Here is a 12,882-nt window from a genome sequence, read left to right on the forward strand (position 1 = left end):
TTCGGCTACAAGCTGCACGCTAGCGTCGACAAGCGCTGCAAGCTGATCCGCAAGATCGCCATCACGCATGCTGCCGTGGCCGATACCAACGTCTTCGAAGAATTGCTGGATCCGAGCAATACCAGCCGCGACATCTATGCCGATCGTGGCTACCCCAACATTGAAAGGGAAACGAGGTTGAAGCAAGCCGGCTGGCGCGTGCACATCCAGCGACGAGGTCACGCGACCAAAGGGATTTCCGAGACACAGAAACAGCGTAACCGCGGTATCGCTACGCCGCGTGCTCGCGTCGAGCATGTGTTTGGCGCCTTGGCCCAAATGGGCGGCAAACTGGTACGTTGTCTGGGGATCGTACGCACCACATTCGTCCTGCAGCTGAAGGTCGCCAGTTATAACCTCAAGCGCCTCGTCTTTTTGAAGGAACACGGCGTAGCACCGTTCTGAACCAGCAGTTTGGCAGCCTGCGGCTGCCAAACTGACCTCATCCAAGTTCACATAGCTATCGACATCCCGACGATGCGCCGGCATGGCGACGCTGGATCAAGCCTGAGATTGCCTTGCTCATGCCGAAAATCGGGTTATTCGAGGTGACCTTAAGGAGTGGCAGCAGAAGCGACCTGAATTATTCGTCAAACGCGTTTATGATCAAACGGGACTGGACAGATAGTCTGCCTCCGCCCTATCCCGTAAGAGTCGCCATGATTACCGTTAAGGGTGGAGGCCATTATGAAACACATAGGTTTGCACGCCACCTCAGATTATCCCAGGCACTTCATTTTCGATATTCCACATTGACTTCGACACGACGGTTGGCCTTGTTGCACACATTCAGTTCGTAAGGAGACAGTTTGGCATCGGGTTCACATTTGTTTCGCATCTCACGGCTTCCGACTCCCTCCGAGACGATGTCGACAGCTTTATCGTTGAGAAGGGATCCCAAACTTTTTGCGACTGCCAATGCACGTTGCTGAGAAAGCATTTGATCACTTATCGGAGCCTTGCTGGACGCGGCTATCTCGGATCGTGCATCGCTATGCGCGCGAACGGCAATTTTTACCGGTTTGCCAAACTTCTTCACTGTGTCGACCAAACTGCGGAGGCGACGAATTCCTTCCGCTGTCAGCACCGCGTCGCTATTCTTGAACAATGGATCACTCGACAAATTGAAACAGGGATCGATCCTGGGTGCGGTTTTGATAATTCGCAAGGACTTGGTATCGAATTTGAGCTGAACTTGCCGCAATTCAGGTGCGGACGAAAATATGGTTCTCTTCGTGGTGTCAATCGCGCTGAAGCGAATGACCGTCTGGTCTCCGACACCTGTCCACAAAATATCCGCCCCATGAACGAGAATCATGGCCGGGCTGGGGCGGTGGCAATCGACCAGGGGCCGATCGATATGCTCGGAAATTCGCTCGATGACATCAAGTTCGGATGCCGGCAACTCAAGTGAAACGTTGGGCACATAAATTCCAAGGCCGCCGAAGACCATGTTCAACAGCGGCCGCGGCCCAGCATAAAATAAAAGGACGATAATCGGCGCTAACGCGAGTCCAATGAACCTCGCGCGATGGGACGCGCGTGACCCCGACTCGGGCCGCACGGATGCGAAGAACAGCGCCACGAAACCGGCAAACGTCATCGCGAACATAAGCTGGGTGAACGGGACGGAATCAAACTCGATGACCGAGAGAACGAAGTACACGAACACGAATAGCGAGCACAGTCCCAGAAACCAGCCCTGCGCGGAAACCGGTACCGCATAGAGATTGTCGATTCTGGCACGGGTGGCCCGTATCCGTACCCCATGCCAGCGGTCGCGAAACACCGAACGCCACGTCTCGGGCGCGCCCTGATCGCTGAATAACCTGGACACAAGAGCCGCATCGTCGAAGCTGACGACATTGCGGAACGATGTACATGCCTTTACCAGCCACAGCGTGGAAAACGCGCCGTAGCCAATCACTAATAGATAGGTGATGGCGAACGCAAATGCGATGAATAGGAAGAAGAGGACTTCGCCAGGCGTCATCCCGGATGGGAAAAAATTAATCAACCGCAGGTAGGCGAACGTCGCTAGGCCGCCTATGCCTGCCGCGGTCCGGTAGCCGAAAGTCGTAACACTGGACAGCAACTCCGTCAATTCCTTGACATTCTTGGACATTGCGCCCAGACTCCGCTCGGGACCGCTAACGCCGTTCCTCCCGCTGGTTCGACGGGAACTGCGTCTGTTAAAATTTCCGCTAACGCTCATCAGATACCTTGCAATTACAAAAGAGTTGAACAATAAATCATAAACGGGGCACCGCGTTATCACCGGCTGAGCAGCGTCCTGACGGCCCGCCGCGTCCCTCGACATGGCAATGACGCTGGTCGACAAACGTCGATTGCACTCGGCGCCCCCTCAAGGGGCTGCGCTCGAGTTCCAGCGAATGAGGCATGAGACGCTTGCTCCGTGCGTCTGCCGCGACCTTCCACACCGCGGTATCGCTTTGCCCGGTCAGCCAAAGACTATCCCGGTCGCAGGCCAGTTCGCCCAATGTCGTATCCTGGGATGTGCCAAGTTCGGGATGGGCCCAGCGTCCTTCGTGCATGCGAAACAGGCGGCCGTTGACGAGAAACCACAGGGTGCCGCGCACCGTTTGACAGGCACCGGTCACCTCGACCACGTCACCCGGTGACTGAAGCCCATCGAGCGACAATTTTTGCGGTCGCGCATCAGTGGCGGGTGAAGCGATCAGGTACAGGCCTTTGTTGGTACAGATCCACAAGCGACCACTCCCGTCCACGAACAGGTCAAGTATCTTCGATAACCGGGCAACGGCTTCGAAACGCCCGTTGGGTCGCTGCTTGCGCATCAGCATGCCGGAAAGCGTAGCCACCCACACCTGGCCGGCGTGATCCGTCGCCAGGCGGCCGAATTGCGAATCGTAATCGATACGCCGGCTTTTCGGGTCCATCGTGAATTGTCGACACCTCGTTTCCTCTTGGCCCTTTAGGGCCTTCGAGTTGATCAATTTCAGTTGGCCCATCACCGCAAATTGTCCAACCTTGTCATCAGCACGAATGCAATCGACCTTTTAGCCCAAGGTCAACAACTTAAAGCCGCATCCCGGCGTTCTTGGTGGCAGAAACAACTAAAGTTCGTCGCCGACTCACTGATAACGATGTCGTTCAAATCGCAAGAATCGTTACCACAAGATAGCTATATCTATCGTCTCGAACGCTATTACAACAGGAAGACAGACCTCTGGTTGAATACAGCGGCGTTAGGCTCCTGGCTGGTGCTTGCAGACATCGCATATTCCAGACGATCGTCAACGGAGCAGAACCGAAAATCGGGCGCGCCAGCGAGCTTCAGCGCACCTCGAACCAGTAGGCGCGGGATTTCCTCAAGGTAGAACGTTCAATGCCTAAACAAACGCTCCTCAAGCCCCCTGGCCGACGGAATCCCGCACTGGACAAGTATGTCGACGACGGCGATCAATTCAACACTTTCGTGCTCGGCCGGTGAGACTGCCGCACCGAACACTGCACTCTCGATCCAGGCACAAATACGTCGCCCGATGCCATGGTCGGTCCAGAATTCCGAATTCGGTCCCTGCGCCGTCCACCACGCGGAGATCGCACGGACAAGGAAACTCAACCGGCCAACATGCGGCGCAATCTCAAGCACCTCGACGAACGCAACAGCAACGAACGTCGACCCGGCCGCCTCTCCGACTAACGACATAAGCATCGGCAGCACCGCATCGGCACGAGTCGCGCCTCGCGCCGGGACATAACAGCGAGGACCACTTCCCCTGTGATATTGCCCCATGAACATTGCTGCGACCGCGCCGGCAAGACGAATTTCGATGGTCGCCGTGCGCTCGGATGCCAGCCGCTTCCATGACGAAGTCACCCTGAGTTGTTCCAGCAGGGCTTCACGCGTCGAGATTGCGAGATCGTCGAGCACGTCATTCCCATTGAACCAATGGCGGTCTAATGCATGCAGTACAGCCTCCGCAGCATCGAGAAACCGTTCTTCAGGCAGTTGAGTAAGTGGCCCGAGCACGTATTCTCTAATTCCCGCGTTTCCGATCGAGACTCCCGCTGCGAGTGCAGCCGAGAAGTAGGCGTCATTCCATTTGTAAGACAGCTCACCAGGCTGTTCGTCGGGCGCGCAACCGACGCCGTTTGCTGTGGCGGTCCAAAGCCAACAGTGCCGGACGAGCGAACGCAAAAGCTCGGGGCGCTCGACACCCCACAAGTTCTCAGCGAGAGACAACCATTGGGCTGCCTCAGCCGCATTCAACGCGAAAGCACGTTGCGGGACAGCACGTTGTGGAGGCCGTTCGCGCCACGACAATGTATTTCGTTGTCTCGGCGGGGACGCGGGTGGCAGCTCGGGCCACACGGGCTCATCTCCATCTCCGGCGAGCCATCGCAGCTCTGCCTCCACCGCGTCGCGAAGCCTCGATTGTTCGTCCTCTTTTCGCTGCTTGTCCTGTACTAGCCGACTCGCTTGATATTGGTCGATATCCGAGAAGTCGTCGCCGCGTCGCGGTATGGCGTAGATCGCAGCCGCAAAGCCGAGACGTACGAGGGAGCGGGCCAGCGTCGGGGCCACGTAGCGCTGTGCGTTCAGTTCTGTGCGAAGCACGGACGCCATGTTGGTATTGCTTTCTGCTGACAGGCGCAATAATGGCCGCAGGTCCGGTGCGTCAGCTTCGTCGCGGCAGGCCGCAAGGAATCCGACCGCGGCGATTGCGAGCGAATTGTATGGCAAATGTCCTGGCGCTCCGATGTTCTCCGGCGCCTGTACTGCCGCTTCCATTAATTTCGCCTGGGCCCAGTGACTCCACCTGGCCTTCAGCTCAGCCGAACCATCGCGCAGCACCAACGCCGCAACAATCAACTGTGTACGCCCTATCCACTCCAGCTCATCCTTGTCCAGATCAAGCCGCAAAGTCGGATCGGTCACCGTGGCCCATTTCAAGCCCTGCTCGATCAATGAGACCGGGCATCGCTGCTCGGTAAGCGCGTGTGCGAGTTGCACCCGGATTTCAATCTCGGCGCTGCCGCGCTGCGCCTGCTGCTGGAGCGCGGCAAGTAGTTTGGTTTCGTCGACGGGAGGCTGGTACTCGACAACACGCCGGCCGGCCGGATCCACACGATGCTTGTAATTCGCAGGATCGAGCTGGTGCAACGCGCTGACTGCGGCGAACTTTGGATCGGTCAAGCCATGACTTTGTTCATCCAGCATTCCAAGTCGCTCTGCTTCGCGAGCAAGCGTGCGCTGCATGTCCGCACGCACGTCGTCCGGCCCATAAGCCCCAAACTCGAAAAGTAGCGCATCGAGCGGATTCCCACGCGACGGCCGGCGCCGCAGGTCATCCAGTTTGATCGCACCGAATGGCTCCGGGTGGACCCAGTCGTCAGAGTCCGCATCCGGCTGAATAGCGTCAAAAGCCCATCGCTGACGATCCATGGCAAGCAGCTGAGCGGATGCGGCAAACGGAGGGACCGATACGCGCGTCTTTGGCCAATGCGACAGCAGGACATCGACCGCGACCAGAAGGAAAGCTGCCGGAGAGCCGTCTGGTCCGAGAACATCACCGATCACGGCCTCCACGGGTTCTCCCGCTTCAACGCGAATGTGCGCCCATCCCTCCAAGGCCATCAGCGCCGACGCGACGATGTCGCTGTCCTGCGATCGCGACCACATGTAGGTTATCCGCCACGGGAAAGACCGCGCGCCATCGGGGAACGGAATCTCGACGTGATCATCACCGGGTTCGCGGCCGCGCGAGCACCGACGTATGGCATGTGCGACGACACCTCGCACCAGACGCAACCCTTGCTCCTTATTCGCCTGCAATAGATCAAGGAACGGCGGGCGGGCCGGGGATGCGGGGAAGTACTGGGAGTCCCAATTCGAGAACATGTCGAGAGCCGACGACTGATAGCCGTCGTCTTCGTCGTCCCCTTCAGGCAGTATTTTCAGGAAAAGATCAGCCGTGGCCTGCGGCGCCCCGTAGGCCGCTGAACCGATGAACGAGACCAACTGCCGAAACAGTGTCTCCCGATGCGGGTGAGTGGCAATACGCTCCAGGTAGGCCTGTGTATCGAGAGGACGAAGCTTGCACCATAAAAGAAATGCCGTCCGCAGCTGGTTCTCCTGCGCGGTCGTCATCGATAAACCACGGCCGTGTTCCACCGCTCTTATCGCACTATGCTTGAAAGCCCTCGGGTATTTTTCCGACTCAACCTCGATCAGCCAGGCATAAAGACGGGCGACCAGCAATGGCGGCAATTTCCCCTTCCCGACCAGGGCGTTACATACCCGGAAATACAGGTCGACGAAATGAGGGACTGACGGGGACGGCAGCCGCTCCCCGACCGCGAGGGACCACAGCGTCAGGTTGAACCACGTGGGACCGCGCGGCAAGACGATATTGTCCGTGAGCTCGCTCGTATCGGCGCCAAGCGCAGCCCAGATTGGCGCAGCAGGTTGGGAATCGACAGCAACAGCGGCGCGGACGAGCTCACACAACGGCGCAGCGTCATTCGTCGACAGGACCGGTAAGCAGCGGTCGAGAATCTCGCTTGCGCGCTCCGAGCGAGCAAGCGCAAGCAAGACAGCGCGTTTCCAGGAACCGTGCGTACCGGTCACACTGACTTTCTCGAGCAAATCCTGCCACCCTGCCGCGTCAAGTTCGATCTCGGCATGCAGCCGCGCCGCCAACTCCACGCCACGCACAGTGCGTACAGGTGCCGGGACTTGAAGCGACAATGCTTGGACCAGCTCCCGTTCTTCGTACAGAATGCACCCGATCGCCCAGTCCCGAAGCACGTCGTGCGCGAGCTCGACACGGACGGCATCCAGCGCGCGAAGCGAACCGCTCTCGATCAATCCAGTAATCGCATCCGGCGACAAGTGACCGGCATCCAACGGTGCCGATGATTCCAGGGAATGCATCGCGATGGAACGTAACAGGCGGCGGCGTTCCAGGCGGGCGCCGCGTTTTGCGCCATCGCCAGTCGTCCACCACTGCCATGCCATCTGTGCTTCGCTGAAGGTTACTTCCGCTTCGGGAGGCGTACCGCTCGCTAGCCGGTTCAGGCGATACAAGTTATGCACCAGCCTCTGCGCCGGATGTCCCGGCACCAACAACGCGGCAAGCGCCGGGTCGGCATCCCGGAGCTGGGCGATCTCGTCGTCCTCCAGTTCGCCGATAATCAAGGAAGGCGCCCTCCCCAGCTCCAGCAGCGCCTTCGACGGCAACCATGCCCGCGCGTCGGTATCGAAGTCGAGTCGCGCCGTTACGACCACGCGAAAATCTCGCACCTTTGCCGCAGCCCGGATCAGGTCGGTGACGGTTGCCATCTGCGCGTCGTCGTCGAACCGGTCCAGACCATCCACGAACAACGTTCCGCCGCCATCGCCTGCCAGGTCGAGCAGAAATTCTTGTGCACTCGCATCACAACCGAGCTGTGCCTGCAAAGCGGCCCATCCGCCGCCAGGAATGCGATTCGGTGCAACGACAATCACGCGCGACTCGAGTCCGACGCGCTGTGCAAGATCCTTCAATATTCCCGATTTGCCGACACCGCCTGCGCCCAGGATTTCGAGATATCTGCCATGATCGAGTGCGGACAGCGCTTCGGCGACCCGGCCACTGCGATCGATCGTTACACCGTTGATACGGGAGTCGATGTCATCCAGGGCATGCTCGGAAGCCTCGGCCAGTCGCCCGCGCGCGCCCTGCAGGCGTCGATCAGCGGCAAGCCGATAGCCACGTTCGCTCGTGAGCCGCTCACGTAGCGCTGGCGCATCGAGATCCCCCCCTGCCGCGTCGACCTGCAAGGCGACCTGTTGAAGCGTATCCCATAGCTCGCCTGCTCGTCCGGTGTCATGTGCAGGGAGCAGCAAGGCGCACCGCTCTCGTGCCAATTGTGCGCAAACCGAGCCTGGCTGCTCGAAGTCGAATGGCAACACCAGGAAGCGAGACAACAGTCGCCACACGGCTAAGTCGTCGTGTGTGGCGCCTGCGGTTCGCATATGGCTGCGGAACGCCTCCACGAAGTCGCGCATCGATTGATGCGCCGCGCCAGACTGGTTCAGTCTGCGGAAAAATTCTTCATGGCTCTGATAGTCGCGTGCCCATTTCAGCACATCCTGGATATAGTGCTCAACCTTGGTCGACGTGCGACTGATCGCCACCGCGACCAAATAGCGGGTCGACTCGAACTCGGGCTTGGCCGCCACCCGGCAGGCAAGTGCCACGACATCCGCGAACACCTTGTCGCTTGCCGTAAAGGTGATCGTGCGTTTGGCCTGCAACTCGAGGGTGGCGATCTCGCCCTTGGGGTCATAGCCGGTGACGACGACGTCGTCCATCTGATGATCGAAACCGGCCCGCTGGAACTCCACATGCGTCACCACCACACCGGGTAGTCCACGCGCTTCGCCGCCCGATAACAGCGGCAACAGGTACTGTGCGCCAACGTGCCCCTCCAGCAAGGAGCCGGCGGGGCCGGCAGCCGCTGGACTAGCGATCGCTGGTACCTCGTCGACGCGGCGGACTTTGTGCGTATGCACGGCCGCCGTCCCGTCGGCTGTCTCAGCTGGAGCCGGATGACCGGGCATGGAATTGGAGGAGCTGATGTTGGGCATGGCTACATAGTACTCATCGCCGCAACGTTGTGCATCCTGCGGTGAGGCTCAGAGCACACCCTGCCCAGCCCAGCTTTTTCGCTTTTTTGCGAGCACGTCGGGATGTCCCGACGTAGTTTTTTCGAAACAACTTTCGTAGCACAACCAATGGTCATTAGGAGCGAACAACGCCACTAGTATTCCTTAAGCGGATAGCGGCGGAAAGAGCCCCTGCCTTCCATCACCTTTTTCGCCACTAAACCGAATAATATGAGCCCGATCATGAATACTAGCGGGCGGATCCTGGTTCTCCAAAACAATAAATTGCCCTAACGAGGACAAACTTGCAAGGTGGGCATAAAAATGCTCATTCAAAGCTGTTTGCTGAAAACGCTTTTCATCCTCCCCTAATTCACCGAACTTATGTGTCTGCATAGGCCCCCGATACGTCAGTAGTGGAGAATCCAGAACGAGTAACCCCGGGTGCGGAAGCTGTTTCAAACGACAATAGATCAGGACGGCAACCTTAAATGCGGAATGTAGAATAGCCCGCACCCCCTTCCCATTATCGTTGCGCTCACGGCCGTTCACAACTATATCCTGATCCTTACCGTCAAAATAGACTTCGCCCATATCCGGATATTGCCAAGCGTGAAGCACTTTCTTGACTATTCTCGAAAACTCGATTGACGCGGCATTATCAATACTAACCGAAAGACCATCAGCCCGCTGTCGTCCAATTTTCAATAATTGAAGCTCCCTAATCTTACTCTTGTATTCCTGCAACTGCTTTTGCGAATTAGCTCGCAGTACGAGGTCATTTTTTTTTCTTACGACTTCCTCGAACGACTTTCGCAAAGCATACTCGTGCGGTCGCAAGTCGGCGATTTCTAGCTCAACCCTCGTTACGTCAGCCGCAAAACGGGACGTTTCTTCTTCGAGTTTGACAATCTCACTTGCCAACCCGCCGATGGTCGCCTGAAGGGTTTCGAGATCGCGTTTGATCCGGGAAGCCTCTGCTTCAGCCGCAAGTCGATGCTGCTCGACGGACTCTTCTGTAATTTTACTCTTTTGCTGATGAACAGGGAGAGCTCCACAGACCAAGCATTCGGTATCACCCATTAACGAAACCAATACGGCGGCTTCATCGAGTCCTTCCAGTCTCTCAAGGTCAGATTTGTGAAGAGCTTCCAGCTCGAGAAACCGCAACTTCATAAGCCGAAGTTCAGCAGTTTTCGACGCACTCGAGTCCCTCGCGTTCAAATGAGTTCGCCGCTGCAGGGTCAGAACATCAATGCGGGTCTGGTAATACCGGACGGACTCCGCAATCTTATCCACCAATTCAGAAGCTTGGTGCAATTCGGCCTGCACCTCATCGAGTCCTGTTGAGCCTTGGCTTTCAATCGCATTCACAAACTCTTGAAGCAGCTCAATCTTTCCGTTTCTTGCCGCTGACAAATGCTCTGCTTTCGGTACCTCGGTGACAGCCGAGTCATCAACGCCACTTAAAAGGAAGCGAAAAAGACTCTTATCGAGGCTCGACATCCGTTGATCAGGGATCTGAATCGGGCTACGCTCACTAATCATTTCATCCTCGCCGACGAAAATATAGTGTGAGAGCAACCGCAGGGAAAAGCTAGCCTTTTCGCCTGCTTCGTTTCTTGCGAGCTGTGCTGGCTTTGCGCCAATTTCACTCAACAAGAACTCAGAAAGAGATTGGGTAGGCTTCTTGGATTTTCGTCCTTTCTGATTCGGGGCAAGAATAGTCGAATCTGCCAAATCAGTTTCCTGGGGCGTCAGGAATCCATTATAAAGCTTTACGCTTCCACCTCTGGTACTCCGCTCCAACGTTATCGAGCGCTCACTGGGTAACTCGACCCAAAGCAAGAGTCGTTCGTAGTCAGCCCCTTGCTTAGGCAACCGAAGCTTTTCGGCGCCAAACATAAAATCGAGCGACTTTAATATGAAAGACTTACCAGCATTCGAACCGCCATAAATAATGCTCAAGCCAGCAGAAAAATCCACCCATGCATCCTCACAACCCGCCCCTGCAAACAAAAGTTTTTTGACCCTTATCCCGGGCTTCATATTCTTGACCATTCTAGTTCAAGTCCTTTCCCAACTGCACGCTCCAGCCGCCGATTAATTCCGTTAAGCGGGCCTGAAAGAGATCGCTTTGAAACGCCTCCCGCGCCAACCAATCGGCACATTCTTTCAACTTCCGATTATATGGGCTCATCAAGGTATCAATCAAAGCACCTGCCTTTTCCGACGCTTCATAAGCGACGCCATTGGGCTCGCTGTGATAGTGCACCATGTGGGCATTTCTCATCAATGCCAAGCCAGCTTCAATCCGTCCGCGCCTAACAAAATACTCTCCATGTCTGGAAGGGATCGATGGGTGAATGCTAGGCGGCCCATCAGCATCTGCCGTATGAATCACAAAATAATCATACAGAGCAAGTTCCAACAAACTCAGCCTTCGCGGATGAAAAGAATTGAGTATGATTGCAACTCTAATACCCACCTCAAGGGAACTATTAAAGGGGGTTATACGGCCAAAGTCCTGCCGAGCAATCATGACCATTTCAATTTTCCTTTATTAACATGGCGATGACAAACACCCTGTTTAACACTATTTGGAGCCCTGCTATGTTTTTCAAATACACCTGAGACCTTGGTCTGGGCGGCAGCCCTCATAACAGCCAAAAGGCGCGGATAGCCCTTGGTCGCCCGGTATTCGTCCACCACGCCATCGTAAATATCCTGATCAAACTGTTCCAATATCTCTGGACTCAAACTATCCCGAAAATGTCGATGAAACGCCTCGGCGTCATGATAGCGACGACGTTGATCACACAAGTCAGGTCCATAATCTGGATGAGAAAGAACTTCAGTATCGTTGGCGAAAGGAGTTCCGCAATGCGAGCCGTACGTGTCAATAAGTTGCGCTATGTAAGTCCGTTCACTGCTACTCACATCAGTCGGCACAACCCCTGCAGGGGCCGAGCCAGGGTCCATATCAACATGCTCGCTGAGAACTTTACGGACATTGGGTTGCTCAATCAGCTTGTGAACATTCCAAACCTCAACAGAGGAGAAGTCATATCCCTGTATAGCCTGTCTTAATTTATCATCCAGTAAAACACAAACGTTTTCGATAATTGCAGCACTGCAACGAACGTTCCAATTATTCAACAATTCGGCCTTCAACTTACTAGGCATGCCGACATAATTACGGACTTTTCGAACGACATTGTTTGGCGCAACGAAGATATATTTTTCGGGCAAACTAAATTCGCCGCTCGTTGAATAAAAAAATACCTTACCCAATTCGGCAAAAAATTCAGCCTCACCTAGTGGGCGGCTCAATTGTTTGCACTGGTAATTGTGCCATGGACCTTCGTATCTGTTCGCAGTGCAAAAACCTACAGCGTCTAGGCCCCGATCTCCGGAACCAGAGTTCCGCTCAAAGCCATGGTAACTGTCTTTTTCGTGAGCCAACCATTTTTTGACAAATTCCTCCAGTTCATCGTCATCTAGCACAAGAATATGTTTTGATTCGTTCAAAGCCATTGCGATAGCCGCCAATTTAACCAGTTAGAATTTATCAGATCAACCAATGATACAGCCTGGCCTCGCCATTTCATTTATACAACACAAGACCAGCGATTGTTGTTGAACCGGTGCCGTTCTAGCATTGAGCCAAAAACCATTTTCCGAATAGCGGATGTGTATGCCTGCGTCGGCAATTCCATCATTACATGTCGCGCTTCGGTGGAGCGGAAGAACGGCTGAAGTGCACACACGGGACTCGCCGTCGAGCACCTGATCGCTCAACTCAATGAGTCGCGGGCCATGACGGTGAAGAACCGGTTCGGTTTCGCTACACGTAAATACCCACCATTACCGTTCCGTCATTGTAACGGTTGATTCCATGAGGAATCTATCACTTTGTCACCGGACGGCATCTGGCCCCAGAGCAGTGCGACTTATTGCAGAATGGTTAAATTTCGGATCAATTCCTGATCCGGCAACAGGTAGGTGCCGCTGCAGAATTGTCGATGCAGGTCACGCAGCGGCCCGGAGCCTGTCGGGATAGGCTCACGTGACGGTCGGTCTGGCGGGATTGATGCGCCGGCTCGCAATTTACCGACCGTTTCGCCACCAAAGACAAAAAGCCCAGCGGCAAGCACGCCTTCGACGTCGCTTGCGCAGCCCTGCCTGCCGAGCATCGACTG

General features: G+C 55.9%; 7 protein-coding genes and 1 pseudogene. 2 read left to right on the forward strand and 6 right to left on the reverse strand.

Features of this window, described 5'->3' with window-relative positions:
- On the forward strand, positions 1–444 hold a 444-nt coding region (locus ASC93_RS10980; RefSeq protein ID WP_162251852.1), incomplete at its 5' end, for a transposase.
- Between the two features lie 328 nt (positions 445–772).
- On the opposite strand, the gene ASC93_RS10985 is transcribed toward ASC93_RS10980, so the two are convergent.
- The 6 genes from ASC93_RS10985 to ASC93_RS30665 form a co-directional block, all read right to left on the reverse strand.
- Positions 773–2,164, reverse strand: coding sequence for an OmpA family protein (locus ASC93_RS10985; RefSeq protein WP_056441164.1), 1,392 nt, complete (start codon positions 2,162–2,164; stop codon positions 773–775).
- A gap of 127 nt (positions 2,165–2,291) precedes the next feature.
- The gene (locus ASC93_RS10990) at positions 2,292–3,032 is read right to left on the reverse strand and encodes a hypothetical protein (RefSeq protein ID WP_056441167.1); all 741 of its coding nucleotides are present in this window, start codon (positions 3,030–3,032) and stop codon (positions 2,292–2,294) included.
- Between the two features lie 374 nt (positions 3,033–3,406).
- Complete coding sequence (locus tag ASC93_RS10995; RefSeq protein ID WP_200958309.1) at positions 3,407–8,662, reverse strand: hypothetical protein; 5,256 nt, start codon at positions 8,660–8,662, stop codon at positions 3,407–3,409.
- A gap of 183 nt (positions 8,663–8,845) precedes the next feature.
- Positions 8,846–10,741, reverse strand: a complete 1,896-nt coding sequence (locus tag ASC93_RS11000; protein WP_056441170.1) for a hypothetical protein — start codon at positions 10,739–10,741, stop codon at positions 8,846–8,848.
- Between the two features lies 1 nt (position 10,742).
- Positions 10,743–11,228, reverse strand: a complete 486-nt coding sequence (locus ASC93_RS30660) for an ABC-three component system middle component 2 (protein ID WP_157201864.1) — start codon at positions 11,226–11,228, stop codon at positions 10,743–10,745.
- Complete coding sequence (locus ASC93_RS30665) at positions 11,219–12,217, reverse strand: ABC-three component system protein (RefSeq protein ID WP_157201865.1); 999 nt, start codon at positions 12,215–12,217, stop codon at positions 11,219–11,221. The genes ASC93_RS30660 and ASC93_RS30665 overlap by 10 nt, the downstream gene beginning before the upstream one ends.
- A 563-nt stretch (positions 12,218–12,780) precedes the next feature.
- Here ASC93_RS30665 and ASC93_RS32040 point away from each other — a divergent pair.
- Positions 12,781–12,882, forward strand: a pseudogene (locus tag ASC93_RS32040) (IS481 family transposase); the annotation flags it as partial.

The sequence above is a fragment of the Massilia sp. Root335 genome, assembly GCF_001425685.1.
Taxonomy (GTDB): Bacteria; Pseudomonadota; Gammaproteobacteria; order Burkholderiales; family Burkholderiaceae_D; genus Telluria; species Telluria luteola.